This window comes from Desulfobacterales bacterium (assembly GCA_029211065.1).
Classification (GTDB): domain Bacteria; phylum Desulfobacterota; class Desulfobacteria; order Desulfobacterales; family JARGFK01; genus JARGFK01.
The window spans coordinates 1-18,887 of the sequence record JARGFK010000093.1; the positions used below are offsets into that span (position 1 = coordinate 1).

At 51.4% G+C, this 18,887-nt stretch carries 20 protein-coding genes; 19 read left to right on the top strand and 1 reads right to left on the bottom strand.

Translation table 11 applies throughout. The features are described 5' to 3' along the window. The first annotated feature begins 383 nt into the window (after positions 1-383). From mobB to hypB, 19 genes are all read left to right on the top strand, one after another. Positions 384-866 (top strand): molybdopterin-guanine dinucleotide biosynthesis protein B, encoded by a 483-nt coding sequence (mobB, locus tag P1P89_17275; GenBank protein ID MDF1593268.1) that lies wholly within the window; start codon positions 384-386, stop codon positions 864-866. Then, on the top strand, positions 863-1,654 hold the full coding sequence (locus P1P89_17280) for an HD domain-containing protein (GenBank protein ID MDF1593269.1): 792 nt from the start codon (positions 863-865) through the stop codon (positions 1,652-1,654). The genes mobB and P1P89_17280 overlap by 4 nt, the downstream gene beginning before the upstream one ends. A gap of 346 nt (positions 1,655-2,000) precedes the next feature. Next, positions 2,001-2,978 (top strand): 4Fe-4S dicluster domain-containing protein, encoded by a 978-nt coding sequence (locus P1P89_17285; GenBank protein MDF1593270.1) that lies wholly within the window; start codon positions 2,001-2,003, stop codon positions 2,976-2,978. Continuing rightward, positions 2,971-3,468, top strand: a complete 498-nt coding sequence (locus P1P89_17290; protein MDF1593271.1) for a hypothetical protein — start codon at positions 2,971-2,973, stop codon at positions 3,466-3,468. The genes P1P89_17285 and P1P89_17290 overlap by 8 nt, the downstream gene beginning before the upstream one ends. Positions 3,469-3,596: 128 nt before the next feature. Beyond that, a complete protein-coding gene (locus P1P89_17295; protein ID MDF1593272.1) occupies positions 3,597-4,223 on the top strand; it encodes a sigma-70 family RNA polymerase sigma factor in 627 nt (208 codons plus the stop codon). After that, positions 4,204-4,452, top strand: coding sequence for a zf-HC2 domain-containing protein (locus P1P89_17300; protein ID MDF1593273.1), 249 nt, complete (start codon positions 4,204-4,206; stop codon positions 4,450-4,452). Before P1P89_17295 ends, P1P89_17300 begins: the two co-directional genes overlap by 20 nt. 230 nt (positions 4,453-4,682) lie before the next feature. After that, positions 4,683-4,868 carry a DUF2065 domain-containing protein gene (locus P1P89_17305; protein ID MDF1593274.1) on the top strand — a complete coding sequence of 62 codons (186 nt, stop codon included), beginning with the start codon at positions 4,683-4,685 and terminating at the stop codon, positions 4,866-4,868. Between the two features lie 5 nt (positions 4,869-4,873). After that, positions 4,874-5,938, top strand: coding sequence for a tRNA preQ1(34) S-adenosylmethionine ribosyltransferase-isomerase QueA (gene queA, locus P1P89_17310; GenBank protein MDF1593275.1), 1,065 nt, complete (start codon positions 4,874-4,876; stop codon positions 5,936-5,938). Between the two features lie 140 nt (positions 5,939-6,078). Next, a complete protein-coding gene (gene tgt, locus P1P89_17315) occupies positions 6,079-7,191 on the top strand; it encodes a tRNA guanosine(34) transglycosylase Tgt (protein ID MDF1593276.1) in 1,113 nt (370 codons plus the stop codon). 75 nt (positions 7,192-7,266) lie between these two features. Next, a complete protein-coding gene (locus P1P89_17320; protein MDF1593277.1) occupies positions 7,267-7,488 on the top strand; it encodes a NifU family protein in 222 nt (73 codons plus the stop codon). A 16-nt stretch (positions 7,489-7,504) separates the two neighbouring features. Beyond that, complete coding sequence (locus P1P89_17325) at positions 7,505-8,704, top strand: pyridoxal phosphate-dependent aminotransferase (GenBank protein MDF1593278.1); 1,200 nt, start codon at positions 7,505-7,507, stop codon at positions 8,702-8,704. Positions 8,705-8,831: 127 nt separating this feature from the next. Next, positions 8,832-9,233, top strand: a complete 402-nt coding sequence (mce, locus tag P1P89_17330) for a methylmalonyl-CoA epimerase (GenBank protein MDF1593279.1) — start codon at positions 8,832-8,834, stop codon at positions 9,231-9,233. A gap of 98 nt (positions 9,234-9,331) precedes the next feature. Continuing rightward, on the top strand, positions 9,332-11,479 hold the full coding sequence (scpA, locus tag P1P89_17335) for a methylmalonyl-CoA mutase (protein MDF1593280.1): 2,148 nt from the start codon (positions 9,332-9,334) through the stop codon (positions 11,477-11,479). After that, on the top strand, positions 11,469-12,461 hold the full coding sequence (gene meaB / locus P1P89_17340; GenBank protein ID MDF1593281.1) for a methylmalonyl Co-A mutase-associated GTPase MeaB: 993 nt from the start codon (positions 11,469-11,471) through the stop codon (positions 12,459-12,461). Before scpA ends, meaB begins: the two co-directional genes overlap by 11 nt. Continuing rightward, positions 12,461-14,014, top strand: a complete 1,554-nt coding sequence (locus P1P89_17345) for a carboxyl transferase domain-containing protein (protein ID MDF1593282.1) — start codon at positions 12,461-12,463, stop codon at positions 14,012-14,014. Before meaB ends, P1P89_17345 begins: the two co-directional genes overlap by 1 nt. Before the next feature lie 42 nt (positions 14,015-14,056). Next, positions 14,057-14,251, top strand: coding sequence for a hypothetical protein (locus P1P89_17350; GenBank protein MDF1593283.1), 195 nt, complete (start codon positions 14,057-14,059; stop codon positions 14,249-14,251). A 12-nt stretch (positions 14,252-14,263) separates the two neighbouring features. Continuing rightward, the gene (locus P1P89_17355) at positions 14,264-16,273 is read left to right on the top strand and encodes a pyruvate carboxylase subunit B (GenBank protein ID MDF1593284.1); all 2,010 of its coding nucleotides are present in this window, start codon (positions 14,264-14,266) and stop codon (positions 16,271-16,273) included. A 237-nt stretch (positions 16,274-16,510) separates the two neighbouring features. Further along, positions 16,511-16,858 (top strand): hydrogenase maturation nickel metallochaperone HypA, encoded by a 348-nt coding sequence (locus tag P1P89_17360; protein ID MDF1593285.1) that lies wholly within the window; start codon positions 16,511-16,513, stop codon positions 16,856-16,858. A 308-nt stretch (positions 16,859-17,166) separates the two neighbouring features. Further along, the gene (gene hypB, locus P1P89_17365; GenBank protein MDF1593286.1) at positions 17,167-17,841 is read left to right on the top strand and encodes a hydrogenase nickel incorporation protein HypB; all 675 of its coding nucleotides are present in this window, start codon (positions 17,167-17,169) and stop codon (positions 17,839-17,841) included. 224 nt (positions 17,842-18,065) lie between these two features. Here the strand turns inward: hypB and P1P89_17370 are convergent, their stop codons facing one another. Then, positions 18,066-18,743 (bottom strand): transposase, encoded by a 678-nt coding sequence (locus P1P89_17370; GenBank protein MDF1593287.1) that lies wholly within the window; start codon positions 18,741-18,743, stop codon positions 18,066-18,068. Positions 18,744-18,887 lie beyond the last annotated feature (144 nt).

Sequence of the window (18,887 nt, forward strand, 5' to 3'; positions counted from 1 at the left end):
AAGGCAATTTTCTTTATGGGGCTTGATACTATATGTTAAAAACTGCTGCTCAATGTCGTCCTAAAAGAGCCGCACCCTAATGATTTGCCGGTTGGTCCATGGATTGCCTCCTCTTTTGAATATGATGATGATATAGAAAAAGGGCATTAAACTGTCAAGCAGCGCAAAATCAGTTCCTGCCGCCGGCAAGAACTGCTTGACATAATTCGTTTTGCGACTTAGTTTCGGTTCGAAATTCCGTATCGTAATCCGTTCGGATGATAAAAGAACAAATTTATAAAACAAGATTTGTTTGCCGCTGTCGATACATTTTGCGCTGATTGATTTACAGTAGCGCAATAAGTCGATTATGCCAATAACAAACTTTTTTACAGGTAACCAATATGCCACCTATTATTTCTATTGTGGGAAAATCCGAGTCGGGCAAGACTACGCTTATCGAAAAACTGATTCCGGAATTAAAGCGGCGGGGGTATCGCATCGGTGTCATCAAGCACGCCTTTCATGAATTCGAGTTCGACAAACCGGGTAAGGACAGCTGGCGGCATAGAGCTGCGGGGGCGGATACGGTTCTTGTGGCGGCGCCCAATTCGATTGTTATGGTCAAGAATGCCCAAGGCGAAACCCTGGATGAACTGGAAGGGTATTTCCGGGACATGGATCTTGTTCTTACCGAGGGGTTTAAACACGGCCATAAACCCCAGATAGAGATTTTTCGCAGGGAACGACATCAGCACCCGCTTTCAGCGGGAAATTCCAATCTGATCGCCCTCGTGACCAATGCCGACATCGAGCTGAAAGTGCCGACGTTTGGGCTGGAAGACATTGTACCCCTGGCTGACCTGATCGAAGACAAATTTTTATGAATCCAGAAGATTTTAAGCAGTGGATCAAATGGTTTAAAGCTTATGTTTCCGGGTATCTTACTGAAAATCCTGACGACAATCACGCCATACGCCTGAAAGAAGAACACACCTATCGCGTTTGCGGCAATATCACCCTGCTTTCCAAAAAGTTGGACCTGTCCCCCGGGGATATCCTGCTGGCGAAAACAATGGCCCTGTTTCACGACCTCGGAAGATTCAAGCAATACCGGCGCTACAGGACATTTGATGACCGGGTTTCTCAAAACCACGCCGCGCTGGGTGTTGCGGAAATTGCGCTCCATAATGTGTTGTCGGCCTGTCGAGAACCGGAAAAAGGACTGATCACCAGCGCCATTTCTCACCATAATGCAGCGGCTTTGCCCGAAAGCCAGGATGAGCGGACGCTGTTTTTCATGCGCTTGCTGCGGGATGCCGACAAACTGGATATCTGGCGGGTATTTTGCGACTATTACCGGCAGCGCCGTCAGCGACAGGGTGAAGCTCCCAATCAAACGATCGAATTGGGCCTTCCGGACTTGCCGACGTGCTCGCGGGCAGTTGTGGCGGCGCTTCAAGCGGGACGCTATGCCCGCATTGAGGATTTAAGAACGCTAAACGACTTTAAACTGCTGCAGATCAGCTGGGTATATGATCTTAATTTTCAACCGTCCTTTAAAACCCTCCAGCAGCGGGGCTATATCGATCAAATTGCAGCGGAAGTGCCCCAAACAAACGAAATCGGGAACATTGTCAAGAAAAGCCTGGCGTATATGCATAATTTCGTTTGAAAATCAGATTGCATACCGCAGCCTATAAGTCGGTTTTAACCCCATCTGACCCCACACGGCGAATGACAGAATACCATTCCGGTTCATTTGTAACCAAGGGGAAGCCTTTGGCTCTACAAGGTAAAGTATTAAAACAGCCCCGCAAAAAAAGGGTCTATTCGGCATGGGGTGTCAAACAATTAAAATATGCGTTAACCTGATGAAATCAAAAACTTCTAGAGATCGGTCCGGATAAACAGGAAGGTGTCCTGTTCGATCGGCCCCGGCACGTTAGGTTATAAACGGCGCGGCGGGGGCGCAATATCGGCATATCGGCGTTTTTCACAGGACCGGAAAGGGAGGATGAGTGGTTCCAAGCATATCGAGAAGGGCATTTATAAAAGGCGGTCTGGCTGCTGCCGGCACGGTTGCCGCCAGCGGAGTGCCGGCGAGGGCGGCAAGACTGGATGAGCGCCGGCAGCTGGCCACCCTCCTTGACATCAGTAAATGCGTTGGCTGCGAAGCCTGCGTTGAGGCCTGCCGCGAAGTCAACGAAGAAAAAAAACCGAACCCCCGAAAACCGTTTCCGGCGATGTATCCCCCAAGGGTGAAAGTTGAAGACTGGTCCGATAAAAAGGATGTCAGTGACCGACTGACGCCTTATAACTGGCTGTTTATTCAAAGTGCTGCTGTTGAAATTGACGGCAAGGAAAAGACCCTGACCCTGCCGCGGCGCTGTATGCACTGCGCCAATCCACCCTGTGTCAAACTGTGCCCATGGGGGGCCGCCCAGCAGCTTGAGAATGGAATCGCCCGGATTGATGCCGATATCTGTCTGGGGGGGTCCAAGTGCAAGGCCGTTTGCCCCTGGAGTATCCCCCAGCGTCAAACCGGCACGGGACTATACCTTGATTTGCTGCCGTCTCTTGCCGGCAACGGCGTGATGTACAAATGCGACCGTTGCTATGACCGGGTGGCTGACGGTGAACTGCCAGCCTGTATTGAAGCCTGTCCGGAAGAGGTCCAGACCATCGGGCCTCGGCCTGAAATTATAAAAAAAGCCCATCAACTGGCCAAAGAAACCGGCGGCTATATCTATGGCGAAACCGAGAACGGCGGGACCAACACGATCTATGTCTCTCCGGTCCCTTTTGAAACGTTAAACCGACAGATCGAAAAGGGAAGCGGTCGCCCCCATCTAAAGTCCGTGGCCGCCACCATGGAGCAGGCCGACAAACTGGTGGCCGCCATGCTGATCGCCCCCTTTGCAGGGGCGATTGCTGCTGCGGGTAAATATTACAAGATGTTCAAATCAACAAAAGAAGAGGGCGCTCCCAATGAATAAAGACCCACTGAATCGGAAAACGCCGAAAAAACGGACATTTCAATACGGCTATGCGGCGCTCATCCTGTTGCTGGCATTATCGGGATTCGGCCAGATGCCGATTTTCAAGCGATATTACATTGCGGATATCCCCGGACTGGGCTGGCTTGCAGAATTTTATGTAACCCATTACCTCCACTATCTGGGTGCGGTGCTGCTCATCGGGGCCGCGGCGTATGTTCTGGCGGACTTCCTGCTGTCCCGGCGAAAAACCCTGCAATTAACGCCGACAGGGCTTTTACTGTCGGCCTTATTAGGCGGCATACTTCTCACAGGCGCTTTTCTGGTCTTGCGAAATTTGCCGGGATTCTGGTTTCCGCCGGGGGTGATCATTGTTATGGATCTCAGTCACCTGATAGGGGTGATGCTGTTTCTAATGGCGACCCTGTACGGAATCCTGTTTAAAAAAAGCTGGACAATTGCGGTGCATAACCATATGGAAAGGGAATAAACGCATGAAAGAATTTCTGATCGTAGTCGTTTTTATCGGCGCATGGTACCTCCTGCAGGCCTATATTCTGCCCAAGCTGGGTGTTTCCACCTGAGTGCGGGATGCTTGTCAGGTGACAAGAAAAAAAAATGACGATAAACAATCCGAAGCACAGAAAAAAAAAGGATGATGACTCTGAACTGATTGAGGCCATCAATTCCGGCCGGAAGAATCTGTTCCTTGATCTGGTGAAACGTTACCAGCACCGGCTTTATAACTTCGGTTTGCGAATGTGCCGGGACAAAAGCGATGCCGAGGACTTGGTTCAGGAAACATTTTTTAATGTATTCAAATATTTAAAAAGCTTTCGCCATGAAACCAAATTCAAGAACTGGCTGTACCGGATCGCCGGCAGCGTCTGCATTAAAAAACGCAGAAAATCCAAATATGCGCCGGAAAGGGAATTATCCCTGGAAGAATTTATTCCCAAAGAGGGCGAACCGGTTCAGACCGAACTGCCGGCCTGGGCCGCCATGCCCATTGACAAGTTGCTGAACGCTGAATTGTCTGACACCGTTCAAACGGCTATTCAATCGCTACCTGAGAAATATAGACTGGTTATCGTATTAAGGGATATGGAGGACTTTTCAACGGAAGAAACCGCTCAGATTTTAAAGATCAGCCCGGCCAATGTCAAAGTCAGGCTCTATCGGGCGCGTCTTTTTTTAAAGGAAAAACTGCAAGAGTATTTTGAAAATGAACAGTCATACCCATGATATGAAATTCTGCCTGGCAATGTTTGAAAAGCTTTCCGAATACATCGACAATGAACTGGATGAGCTGACCTGCCAGGACATTGAACGGCACGCCCGGGAATGCATTCGCTGCAAGACGTGCCTGGATACCCTAAAGCGAACCATCGACCTGTGCCGGAATACGGGCGATAAACCGCTGCCTGAAACGTTTTCTTTCAGATTAAAAGAGTTTGTCCAAAGCCTGTCTTAGCGGACTGATAAACCAATTAAGTTTGATCCCTCTCTATTGTCCATTTCTATTGAACCCCTGATCCCTTCCCGTTTTATTTTGCCTTTTTTAAAAAGATAAATCGTATAATTCATTAAAAATAAAAGATATTTTACACTTTTTTTGAATTTGAAACGCTCAGTTTAGGTTTGACAAAAAACAGTCTAAATGATTAAAAAGAAACCTTTATCGTCATGCAGGGGTGAAATTCAATGGATTTTTTTCTATGTGTATTGGGAATGGTAATGATTTTGGAAGGATTTCCCTATTTTGCCTTTCCCGAAAAAATGAAGATTTGGGTTCAAAAAGTACTTGAGATGCCCGAGGGAACCTTGCGAAAATTCGGATTTGTTCTGATGGCAACCGGTCTGTGGCTGGTTTATATTGGCAGGAATTGACCCCGATGTTTAGTTTGGATGACTATGATTATGATCTTCCCGAAGAACGGATCGCCCAGCAGCCGGCAACCCAGCGGGATCAGTCCCGGCTGCTGGTGATGAACCGTCGTAGCGGTGCGCTTTCACACCGCAGTTTTATTGATTTGGACAGCCTGCTGGCGCCTTCCGATGTATTGGTCATAAACAACACCGAGGTGATTCCCGGGCGGCTTTATGGCCGAAAAGAGACCGGCGGCAGGGCCGAAGTCCTGATCCTCGATTATGCCGGCAGGCGTTTGCTGGAAGACACTGCGGATGAATTTGAATGCGAATGCCTGGTAAAATCATCCAAACCTGCCCGGAAGGGATCGACCCTGCATTTTGACCAGGGATTGGCAGCAGACGTTTTAAGTGTTAAAAACAACATCTACACGTTGAAATTCAGATCGCCGGGAAATTTTGAAAAGCTTCTTTACGGGATTGGAAGCGTCCCGCTGCCGCCATACATCAAACGGGAAGAAAATCCGGCGTCCACCCGGGAGGATCGGGAAACATATCAGACCGTTTATGCCTCCCGGCGCGGCGCCATTGCCGCACCGACGGCCGGTTTTCATTTTACGGCGTCTATGTTGAAAAAGATAAAAGCCAAAGGTATAAAGGTCATTGAAATTACGCTCTATATCGGCTACGGAACCTTTCTGCCGGTCCGGGTGGACGACATCCGAATGCACCGCATGCATGCCGAGCGGTATTCGGTTTCAAACGCCGCGGCCGAAGCGATCAACCAGGCCCGGGCATCCGGGAGCAGAATCATTGCCGTGGGGACTACCTGTGTGCGGACGCTTGAGTTTCTGGCCGATAGAGACGGAAAGCTGGCGGGTGCAGAGGGCAGTTGCGATCTTTTTATATATCCCGGGTACGAATTCAAGATTGTGGATGCCGTGCTGACAAATTTTCATTTGCCGAAATCAACCCTCCTGATGCTGATTTCGGCGTTTGCCGGGCGGGACAACATATTAAATGCGTATAGAGAAGCAGTCGACAGAAAATACAGATTTTACAGCTATGGGGATGCAATGTTTATCGCTTAATACAGGTATTCATTAATATGATTACGTTTAATATTTTAACCCTGCGGCCTTTGCGGCTCGAGCGAAGCGGGCGGTGAAACTCTTAAAAGAAAACACTTCATCTAATTACGAATCAAAGCAGTTAGCAGCGAATAATCTTTATGGGCAATTTTGAAATTATATCCCGTGCAGACGACTCCAAAGCCAGGGCGGGACTGTTACGAACTTTCCATGGCGCCATTGAAACGCCGGTGTTTATGCCGGTGGGTACACTGGGAACGGTTAAATCGCTGTCTCCGGAAGAACTGGTGGAAGCAGGGGCCCGGATCATTCTGGGAAACACCTACCACCTGTATCTGAGGCCTGGGTGCGATGTGATCGGGCAGTTTTCAGGGCTTCATCGGTTTATGAACTGGAATCGGGCCATTTTGACCGACAGCGGCGGGTTTCAGATTTTTTCCCTTGCCAAACTTTCCAAGACCTCGGAAGATGGTGTTATGTTTCAGTCCCATATTGACGGCTCAACCCATCTGCTTACCCCGGAAAAATCCATTGAAATTCAATTGTGTCTGGGCTCCGATATCATCATGTGTCTGGATCAGTGCATCCAATATCCGGCAGAAAGGAGAGCCGTCCGGGAAGCCCTCGCTTTGACCACGCGTTGGGCCGGGCGGTGCAAGGATTTTTGGGATCGGCATTCCCGGGGAGCGGACGCCCTCTTTGGAATTGTCCAGGGCGGGATGTTCAGCGACCTTCGCAGCGAGTCTGTTGCCGAACTGGTGGAAATCGGTTTTAACGGCTATGCCATCGGCGGTTTAAGCGTGGGCGAACCCAAGGATATCATGCTGGAGATGGCAGGGTTGACGCTGCCGCAACTGCCGGGGGAAAAACCGAAGTATATCATGGGGGTGGGAACACCGGAAGACCTGGTTAACCTGGTTGACATGGGGGCGGATATGTTTGACTGCGTTATGCCCACCCGCAATGCCAGAAACGGGCAGTTATTTACGGGTTGCGGCGCCATCAATATCAGCAACGCCTGCTTCAAACATGATACCGAGCCGGTTGAGTCCGGCTGCCAGTGCTATGCCTGCCGGAACTATTCACGAGCGTATCTGCGGCACCTCTACCTGGCAAAGGAGCTTCTATCCTATCGATTAAATACCATTCATAATGTCCATTTTTATTTAGACCTGATGAAGCGGATGCGGGCGGCCATCTGTGACGAAAAATTTGGAAAGTTTAAAAAGGATTTTCTTAGCAGCCGAATATGACACTTTCGTTGCCGGAAGACCGCAATCTGTGTTATTTAAAGCAGAACATGCTACATCAGGAAGCGAGGAATCTTCATGAAAGAAAAGGTTCAGGCGGCATTGAATAAAATTCGTCCGATGCTTCAGGCTGACGGCGGGGACGTTGAACTGGTGGGGGTCAATGACGGGACCGTAACAGTTCGATTAAAAGGGGCGTGCTCGGGTTGTCCGATGTCACAGATGACCCTTAAAAACGGAATTGAAAGAATGCTCAAAGAACAGGTGCCGGGAGTCAAAACCGTTGTATCTGTGAGCTGAATCGGAGGTTTTTGATATGACGATTGCAAAAAACATAGAGGCCATACTGGTAAAATCATCCTGGATCCGCAAGATGTTTGAAGAAGGCGCGCGCCTCAAAGCGCTCCACGGCGCTGACAAGGTGTATGATTTCAGCCTGGGCAACCCCAACATTGAACCCCCGGACAGATTCCAGCAGGCCCTGAAAGATGCCGTGAATGCGTCCCCGCCCGGGAGCCACGGCTATATGCCCAACAGCGGTTACCCGTTTGTCTGTGAAGCGGTTGCCGCCTATCTGTCCGGGGAACAGAACATCCGGATAACGGGTAAGGAAGTGATCATGACCTGCGGGGCGGCGGGGGCCCTGAATGTCATTTTAAAAACCCTTCTGGACCCGGGGGATGAGGTTGTCACGCCGGCCCCTTACTTTGTTGAATATAATTTTTATGCCGCCAACCACGGCGGCGTCCTGAAAACGGTTCTGACACGACCGGATTTTACCCTTGACTGCGATGCTGTCCGCGGTGCGATTACAGAGAAAACCAAGGCGGTTCTCATCAATTCGCCCAACAATCCCACCGGTCAGATCTATTCAAAGGAGAGCCTGGCGGAACTGGGCGCCCTGTTAAGGGAACAATCTGCAAAATCGGGACGGACCATATATCTAATTTCGGATGAACCCTACCGGAAAATTGTCTATGACGGGTTAAAGGTGTCGAGTATATTCTCCGTTTATCCGGACAGCATCATGGCCACTTCGTATTCCAAAGACATTTCCGTTCCCGGGGAGCGGATCGGCTTTATTGCGGTCGGTCCGGAGGCGTCTTCAAAGAATGAACTCATGGCCGGGATGGCCCTGGCCAACCGGATACTGGGATTTGTCAGCGCCCCGGCCCTGATGCAGCGGGCAATCGCAGCGGTTCAGGGGGTCAGCGTGGACGTGTCCTTCTATGCCCGCAAACGCGACTTGCTGTGTGACGGACTTTCGGCCCGGGGCTATGAATTTACGAAACCGGCCGGAGCGTTTTACCTGTTTGCGAAAACGCCGGACCCCGACGATGTTAAATTTGTAAAAGCGCTTCAGGAGGAGCTGATTCTGGCGGTTCCCGGCAGCGGTTTCGGCGGACCCGGTCATTTCAGGATTGCCTACTGCGTGGACGACAACACCATCCGCAATGCGATGCCCGGGTTTAAAAAAGTGATGGATAAATATAAAAAAAGTGCATCGCCAAATTAATTGATGACCTTGAAGGGTCCAACAATTTCGAGATTCATGTGAAATATAAGCGAGCCGGAAAGTTTGGAGGCTGGGAAGCTGGAAAGATCAAGTATTACCTGATATGTTTTTAACGGAGGGACTGCAGGTGAAAATATTAAAGATTGATCATCTTGGCATTGCGATTAAGAGCATCAATGCCGGGGAAAAATTCTGGACCGATGCCCTGGGGCTGGTTTGCGAAGGGTCTGAAACCGTTGCCCAGCAGCGCGTTACTACCGCTTTTTTCCCGGTGGGAGAGAGCGAGGTGGAACTACTGGAACCGAGTGCAGCCGACAGCCCGGTCGCCAAATTTCTGGAAAAAAAGGGCGAAGGGATTCATCATGTGGCATTTCAGGTGGAAAATATCGAGGCGGCTTTAATCGAGTTAAAAGAAAAGGGCATACGGCTGATCGATGAAACCCCCCGCTACGGCGCGGGCGGCGCCAAAATCGCATTTATTCACCCGCAATCCACCAACGGCGTGCTGGTTGAGCTTTGTGAACGATAACGTACGGACATCTGCAGGAATTACGTGTAAAGACATCTTTATTCCAACAAAGCAAAGCCCCTATTATGAACCGGGCATAAGGGAAAAAAGGAGCCGATATGGCAGAGCATCCCGACAAGCAAAAGTGGTCTGCGCTCGTAAAAAAGGAACTGAGGGGGGAACCGGTTGAGACCCTCAACTGGATGACGCCGGAAGGGATCGAAGTCAAGCCGCTCTATACGGCTGAAGATTTGGAGGGATTGGATTTTGTCAACACACTTCCGGGTTTTCCCCCCTATGTTCGGGGCGTCAAGGCCAGCATGTACGCGGGCAGGCCCTGGACCATCCGACAGTATGCCGGTTTTTCCACAGCAAAGGAATCGAACGAGTTTTATCGCAAGAATCTGGCTGCCGGCCAAAAGGGCCTTTCGGTTGCCTTTGACCTTGCCACGCACCGGGGGTACGACTCCGACCACCCCCGGGTGATGGGAGATGTGGGCAAGGCCGGGGTCGCCATTGACACGATTGAAGATATGAAAATCCTTTTTGATCGGATCCCGCTGGACGAGATGTCGGTTTCCATGACCATGAACGGCGCGGTCCTGCCCGTGCTGGCGGCTTTTATCGTGGCCGCCGAAGAACAAGGGGTTGCGCAGCCCAAGCTGACCGGCACGATCCAGAATGATATCCTCAAGGAATACCTCACCCGCAACACCTATATTTATCCACCGGCGCCGTCCATGCGGATCGTGTCGGATATCATTGCGTATTGCTCGCAGCATATGCCCAAGTATAATACGGTCAGTATCAGCGGGTATCACATGATGGAGGCGGGCGCCAATTCTGTTCTGCAGACGGCCTTTACCATGGCGGACGGACTGGAATACGTGCGGGCGGCGCTGAGCGCCGGCCTGGACATTGACGATTTCGCTCCGCGGTTGTCCTTTTTCTTCGGAATCGGGATGAACTTTTTCATGGACATCGCCATGCTGCGGGCCGCCCGGATTCTGTGGGCGGAGTTGATGGGCCGTTTCAATCCCAAAAATCCTGTCTCCAGCATGCTGCGAACCCACTGCCAGACATCGGGCTGGAGTTTGACCCTGCAGGATCCTTACAATAATATCGTCCGGACCACGCTGGAGTGTCTCTCGGCTGTTTTGGGCGGCACCCAGTCGCTGCATACCAATTCATTTGACGAGGCGGTGGGGCTGCCCACCGAAACCTCTGCCCGCATTGCCAGAAACACACAGATCATCGTCCAGGAGGAAAGCAAAATTTGTCAGGTGGTGGATCCGCTGGGAGGCTCTTATTACGTTGAACATTTAACCCATTCAATTGTAGCCGAAGCCAAGAAAATTCTCAAAGAAGTTGAGAAGCTGGGTGGTATGGCAAAAGCGATTGAATCCGGCATGCCCAAAATGAAAATTGAAGCGTCCGCCGCCCGGGCCCAGGCCAGAATCGATCAGGGTAAGGATATCATCGTGGGCGTAAACAAATATCGGGTGGAAGAAGAGATCTTAACGGATGTTTTTGAAGTTCCGATTGCCATTCGCGACGAACAGATCGCAAGATTAAAGGATACAAAGGCCAAACGCGACCCCCAGGCCGTAGCGCAAGCTCTGGCCGCCATTACAACAAGCGCGGAAGGCAGCGGCAACCTGCTGGAAGTCTGTATCCCGGCCATGCGGGCCAGGGCAACCGTCGGAGAGGTATCGGAGGTAATGGAAAAAGTTTTTGGGCGCTATGTGGCCACAACCCAGTGCATCTCCGGGGTGTATGCGGCTGAATTCGGAGATAGTGAAATTATCGCCTCCCTCCGAAAAAGGACAGATAATTTCCATAACAGACACGGGCGGCGGCCGAGAATACTGGTGACCAAGATGGGGCAGGACGGGCATGACCGCGGGATCAAGGTGATTGCCACCGCTTATGCCGACATGGGGTTTGATGTGGATATCAGCCCGATGTTTCAGACACCGGCGGAAGTCGCCCGCATGGCGGTGGAAAATGATGTTCACATCGTCGGGGTTTCGACCTTGGCGGCCGGCCACAAGGTCCTGGTTCCGCGCCTGCTGGAGGCGCTTAAAAAAGAAGGGGGCGGGGATATTCTGGTGGTGGTGGGCGGCATCGTTCCCCTTGCGGACTATGAATTTTTATGTGCCCAGGGCGTCGCCGGCATATTCGGGCCGGGGACCGTTGTAACGGATTCTGCCAATCAGGTCCTGAATGCCCTGGAGAAAAAGAGCAAAACAGCCCATGGCGACTGACAGCGCGCAGCCATACATTAACGGCGTCAGGGAATGCAACCGGCGCATGCTGGCAAAAACCATTACGCTGGTGGAAAGTTCTTTGCCGACTCACCAGGAACTGGCCGCAACGATTCTGGACCGGTTGTTCCCTTATACCGGAAAGGCGCTACGGCTGGGGATAACCGGTGTTCCGGGGGTGGGCAAAAGTACGTTCATTGAAAATCTCGGCATGCTGCTTGTGCGTAAAGGGCTGCGCGTGGCGGTTCTGGCTGTCGATCCCAGCAGCACCCGGAGCGGCGGCAGCATCATGGCCGATAAAACGCGGATGGAAAAGCTGGCGCTGGAAGAAAAGGCTTTTATCCGGCCGTCTCCCACAGAAGGAACCCTGGGCGGGGTTGCCAGAAAGACGCGCGAGGCCCTGCTCATCTGTGAGGCTGCCGGTTTTGACGTTGTGATCGTTGAAACCGTCGGGGTCGGCCAGTCCGAAACCCGGGTCGCATCCATGGTGGATTTTTTTCTGGTCTTGATGCTGGCAGGCGCCGGGGATGAACTTCAGGGGATCAAAAAAGGGATTCTGGAGCTGGCCGACGCCATTGTCATCAACAAGGCCGACGGCGATAATATTGAAAAGGCTCGGCTGGCAAAAAAAGCGTACGAAAACGCCCTCAGCCTATTGACGCCGTCGTCGCCGTCCTGGACTCCACCGGTATTGACCTGCAGCGCATTGGCGCTGACGGGTATCGAAGCGGTATGGGATACTGTTTTAGCCCACAGGGAAAAACTGACGGCCACGGGAGAATTAGATCAAAAACGTCGTAATCAGGCCCATGACTGGATGTGGGCCCTGGTGGAAGAAGGGCTGAAGGCGCGTTTTTACAGCAACAGGGAAATAAATGCGCAAGTGCCGAAGATTAAACAGGCTGTGGAAAGCGGAGCGATCACTCCGGCAGCAGCCGCAAATGATCTGCTTTTGTTATATGACAAAAAAGGAATGCGATAATGGGTATTGTTGAAGATAAAATAAAAGATTTAAGAGGGCGTGAGGAGAAAATCCTGAATATGGGCGGAGATGCCGCCGTTGCCAAACAGCATGAAAGCGGCAAGCTGACCGCGCGCGAGCGTTTAAATCTGCTGTTTGATGACGGAACATTTCGTGAAATTGATATGTTTGTAGCGCATCGCTGCGTCAATTTTATTATGGAAACAGTTGACATCCCGTCCGACGGGGTCGTCACCGGACACGGACTTGTGTCCGGCCGTCCGGTTTTTGCATTTTCGCAGGATTTTACCTCCCGGGCCGGCAGTCTGGGCGAAATGCATGCCAAGAAAATATGCAAAGTGATGGACTTGGCTTTAAAGGCCGGTGTTCCTTTTGTGGGCATCAACGATTCCGGAGGGGCTCGCATCCAGGAAGGGGTGGACGCCCTTTCCGGCTACGGCCAGATATTTTTCCGCAATTCAGCGGCATCGGGCGTGATCCCCCAGATTTCCGCCATCATGGGGCCCACGGCCGGCGGCGCCGTTTATTCGCCGGCCATGACGGACTGGATTTTCATGGTAAAAAACAGCAGTTATATGTTCATCACCGGACCGGAGGTCATTAAAGCGGTAACCGGAGAGGAGATATCCTTTGAAGCGCTTGGGGGCGCCATGACCCACAACAAGAAGAGCGGCGTGGCTCATTTTGCCTGTGAGAGCGATGAGGATGCCATCCGCCGGATTCAAGCGCTGCTGTCATACCTGCCGGCCAACAATATGGAAGATCCGCCCGTGGTGGACACGGGGGATGATCCGACGCGGGTGGACCCGGCCCTGGACACCGTTATTCCGGACCGACCCAGCAAGCCTTATGATATGAAGCACGTGATACTCTCCATCGTTGACAACGGCGAAATCTTTGAACCGCATGCCCTTTACGCCCAGAACATCATCGTTTGCTTTGCCAGGCTCAACGGCAGAACCATCGGCATTATCGCCAATCAGCCGATGGTACGGGCCGGTGTGCTGGATATCAATGCGTCGGATAAGGCCACCCGTTTTATTCGTTTTTGTGACGCATTTAATATTCCGATGCTGACCATTGCCGATGTGCCCGGCTATATGCCCGGCAGCCAGCAGGAATGGGGCGGCATTATCCGCCACGGGGCCAAGCTGCTGTGGTGTTATTCCGAAGCGACCGTGCCCAAGCTGCTGCTGGTCACCCGTAAAGCCTATGGCGGTTCCTACCTGGCGATGTGTTCCAAGGATCTGGGGGCCGATATGGCCTTTGCCTGGCCCAGCGCTGAGATCGCGGTGATGGGCGCCGAAGGCGCCTCCAATATTATTCACCGCAAGGCCATACAGAGCGCGGCAGATCCGGCGGCGGAAAGAAAAAATAAAATTTCGGAATATGAAACACTGTTTTCTAATCCCTATCAAGCTGCCGGCAGGGGGTATATCGATGCCGTCATTATGCCGAGGGAAACCCGGCCGCGGCTGATTGCCGCCCTTGAAGCCATGGGCGCCAAACGCGAAACCCGTCCGCCCAAAAAGCACGGAAATATCCCGGTCTGATCGGCTGGTGTAAAATTAAGGTGATAATTCAATGGAGATCCCATGGATGATGATAAAAAAGTTGCTGCTGCCATCGCTGCGGTGAACCGCTATTTGGAAACGGAAGCATCGCAAGACGGCCACCCGATCTTGAGGAATGGTGGTTTTACTTCCCGGATGAACATCTGGGGCGTCAGCGGCCGGCAGCACCAGATGCAGATGCGGACACTGATGCAGTTGAGGACCTTTAATAAGTAAGGATCGGAAAAAATGAACGACCATGATCAGCTTAAAATGACCGCGATGAATTACGCCAAAGACCGGCCCAAAGCGGAAAATCCGGTAAAAATTCAAGACCTGTCCCTGCGGGACGGCTACCAGTCCCTGTTTGCCACCCGGGGACGCACGGAAGACATGCTTCCCGTTGCCGAAATGATGGACGACGTCGGCTTCTGGGCCATGGAAATATGGGGGGGCGCGACATTTGACACCATGCACCGCTTTCTCAATGAAGATCCCTGGGAACGCCTCCGGACCCTCAAGCGGTATATCAAAAAAACACCGGTTTCGATGCTTCTAAGGGCGCAGAATCTGGTGGGGTATCGAAATTATCCGGATGATGTCGCCCGCGCTTTTATTGAAAGAACTGTGGCAAACGGGATGGATATCTTCAGAACGTTTGATGCGCTCAATGATTACCGCAATTTTGAAACCGTGGTGCCGGTGATCAAGTCCAGCGGCAAACATTTCCAGGGCTGCATCTGCTACACCCTGACGGAAGCGCGCATGGGCGGGGAGGTGTACACCCTCGACTATTACGTCAAGAAAGCCAAAGCCCTTGAGCGCATGGGCGCCGACAGCATCTGCATCAAGGACATGGCCGGCATGATCGCGCCCTATGATGCCTACGACATCGTCAAGGCCTTGAAAGCGGCGGTCTCCCTCCCGATTCATCTTCACAGCCATTTCACCTCCGGCATGGCCGCCATGGCCCAGTTAAAAGCCGTGGAAGCAGGCGTGGACATGCTGGACACGTGCCTGTCGCCCTTTGCGTTTCGCACGTCGCATGCCGCCATCGAGCCGCTGGTGATGGCCCTGCTGGGGACCAATCGCGATACCGGTTTTGATATCAGGGAACTGGCGGCGATCAACGACATACTGGAAAAAGAGATTCTGCCCAAATACCGGCACCTGCTGGATGATACCAAGATGTCGATCATCGATATCAATGTCCTGCTGCACCAGACCCCCGGCGGGATGCTCTCCAATCTGGTCAGCCAGTTAAAGGAAATGAACGCGCTGGATAAACTGGATCAGGTTTTTGCCGAACTTCCCCGGGTCAGAAAGGATCTGGGCCAGATTCCCCTGGTGACGCCCACCAGCCAGATTGTCGGCATTCAAACGGTGAACAACGTCCTTTTTGACGATCCGAACGAGCGCTATAAAATGATAACCGCCCAGGTCAAAGACCTGTGTTTCGGCTTGTATGGGGAAACGGCCGAGCCCATCGACCCGGTGCTCCAGAAGAAAGCTTTGAAGGGGTACAAGGGCGGGGAAACCCCCATCACTTGCCGTCCGGCAGAAGCTTTAGCGCCGGAGCTGGAAAAAGCCAGAGCGGCCGTCAAGGACCTGACGGACGATCCGGACGATGTATTGATTTATGCGCTTTACCCGGTTACCGGCAAGCGGTTTTTAAACTGGAAATACGGCAAGGAAGCGCCGCCGCCGGAAACAAAGCCGAAAACAATGGAAGCGGTCATGGCTGAAGCGGAACTGATTGAAAAGGCCAAGGCCGGCAAGCTGGTGGAAAAGCCCCAAAAAGAGATTCCGCCCAAGGGGAAAGATCTGCGGATATTTAACGTTTATGTCGATGATGCATATTACGAAGTCGGGGTGGAACCGGTAAGCGGCAGGATTGAGACGGTCGCGGCCCAAGGCGTGACTCCCGGACGGACCCGGGCCGAAGCAAAACCGACGCCGGCTCAACCCCAGGCAGCGGCACAGCCGCAGCCGGCAAAAAAGACGGAAGCAGCTAAACCCAAAGCCAAACCGGAAAAAGACCAGACCGGCACTCCGCTGGAATCCCCCATGCCGGGCATGATTGTCCGGTTTGAAAAGCAGGTTGGCGACAACGTCAAGGAAGGCGAAACGGTCGTGGTGCTGGAGGCCATGAAAATGGAAAACGCCCTGGCGGCGCCGGCGTCCGGAACCATTAAAAAAATTTATTTTGAATCGGGCAATTCCGTTGCCAGGGGTGATGTGCTCTGTATCATCCTGTAGGTGCGGCTCTTACAGGCTGTTGAAAAAATCGCCGAATTTGAGGTTGATATCGAGCATGATAACGGTTTAAGTCGCTAAAGAACTACGGCAAATAAAAATCCCTCCCAACCTCCCTTTATCAAAGGGAGGAGAAATATTCCCCCTTTAGTAAAGGGGGCAAGGGGGATTTTTTTTAGAAGTATATTTAAGTACCAGATCCTGAACCCTTAAAGCAGTTATCCTGAAAAGTTACATAGCATGCACGAAATGGGAATCGCACTGCAGATCATGGAAATCGCCAGGAGTTCGCTGCCGACCGGAAGCGAGGATGTCCGGATTGAAAAAGTGAACCTGAAGATCGGCAAGCTGGCTGCGGTGGTTCCTTCAAGCCTGCGGTTTTGTTTCGAAGTGGTCTCAAAGGACACGCCTTTTGCCGGGTCAACCCTTGATATCAAAGAGGTTCCGGTGGTTGTAAAATGTCGCAGCTGCCGGAATGAATGGACCGTTATTGGGCCGGATTTTAGATGCAAAACGTGTCCAGACGGCGAGGTGGACATTGTGACCGGCCGGGAGATCGAGATCATATCTTTGGAAGTAGCGGAATAAGCCGCCCTATACCGGAGGCAGCTTCATAGGGCTGTTTTAATTGAACGTCGCAGAATAGAAAGATATCGTAAAAATCTCCCCCAACCCCTCTTTGCCAAAGGGAGGTTAGGAGCCTGTCCGATAACTCCCTCTCCCATCTTGGGAGAGGGTCGGGGTGAGGGTGTAAATAACTGAATTTATTCCCCCCCTCACCTAACCTCTCCCCACAAGGGGGAGAGGAATTAAAGGTTGTCGGACAGCCTCTTAGGAGGGATTTAAAATCGGCATTGTATAATGGGACAAGTGTACCCAGACGAGGATTCTAAAAAATGGAAATCAAAGTTGTTCGAAAAGTGCTGGACGCCAATGACACCATGGCCGCCCTGAACCGGAAGATGTTTGCGGATAAAGGCATTTTTGTCCTGAACCTGATGAGCTCTCCGGGATCGGGCAAAACCACCACCCTGGAAAAAACTCTGGTCCGCATCATGCCGGATGTCAAATGCGCCGTTATTGTGGGCGATATCTGTACCTCCAACGATGCCGACCGGCTGGCAAGGACCGGCGCGCCGGTGGTCCAGATCAACACCGACGAGTTCGGCGGTGACTGTCACCTGGCCGCCCATGTGATCGGGAAAGCGGCCGAAGATTTAGACCTAAACGCTATCGACTGTCTGATTGTCGAAAATGTGGGGAACCTGGTCTGCCCGGCCGAATTCGACATCGGCGAGGACGCCCGGGTTGTAATTCTCAGCGTGACCGAAGGAGAAGACAAACCGGTTAAATATCCGCTGATGTTTCGCGTCTGCGAGGTGGCCCTGCTGAACAAAATCGATTTGCTCCCTTACCTCGACTATGACCGCGAAGCCGCCGTCAACTATATCCACAAAATCCATCCGCAGATGCCGATCTTTGAACTTTCCTCCAAAACCGAAAAGGGTTTCGATCCCTGGCTCGGCTGGTTGAAAGACCAGGTTCGTCAGAAATTGAAAAAAGATCGTTAAAAAGGGTTTTTTCGGCTCCCCGGAAGTCATCCGCAATAGCACTTAAAGCGATATTCCAAATTGTAGGTGGCATTTAAAATCGAAAGCGCAAACTATTATTGATAGTTTGCACTTCTACATTTTATGGTTTCGTTTAGGAATGATAGCCGTTATCTACAACGAAACCATAAAGTATTGCAAGATACTCCGATTCACGCAATCACTCTACATGCATATGTTCTGTTTCAGCCTAATGTTTCTACGAAGTAAGCTTCGTCCCACAGCCCTATTTCTACCTTTGGAGATGCAATAAGGTTAGGAAACCGCTCAAGAATCGGTGCTTCTGATAACCGTTTCAGTTTTTGAGCCATATTGTCCGGAGAGACTTCCCCATCCGAATCCACGTATAAATGTATATGGTCTGGAGCCAACCACAGGAGACCGGCAAAACCACCCACAGCCTTGCTACAAGTCGTGATAGTATTACTAATGAAGTCAATCATAGATACTGCCGCCTCAAAGGCTGGTCTTCTGCCGATCACGTTCCAGGCAAAATGGTACTTGATCTCAAGTATCACATCGTCGGGATTACGTGCCAGTTTTTGCAGAGCCAACGCCCGTTGATACTTTACCTTGTCGGAATTAAACAGCTTGTCTAAGGTAATCTTCGCAGACTGGACTTTGTGTTCCGGCCGAGTGTTCTGTCCAGATGACGAGATTAGTTTCAGCAACGGCTGAAAAGCATGGCATTCAAAAAAGGTCGGATTCTGTATTGACCGGTTTAGATCACAAAGTACTTCTTCTTGAAAATTCAAATCCTGGCAAAATCTGCACTTACCATGAATGAATGGCTTGGATGATTTGGCACATTCCAGACATTTTGCAGGAAAATGATTCCGAGATGACGTTTTCTCCAACTCCATATCTCCTTGCATAGTCATATTGGGCATCTTAAACACTCAAGGCGAATTGCCCGTAAAAAGAGAACTTATTAATTTGACTTCGTAAATTTTGTTTAGCCATTCTGCCGTCCCCGCATTCGTTGTTTTCGCGTGTGTGATTCTATG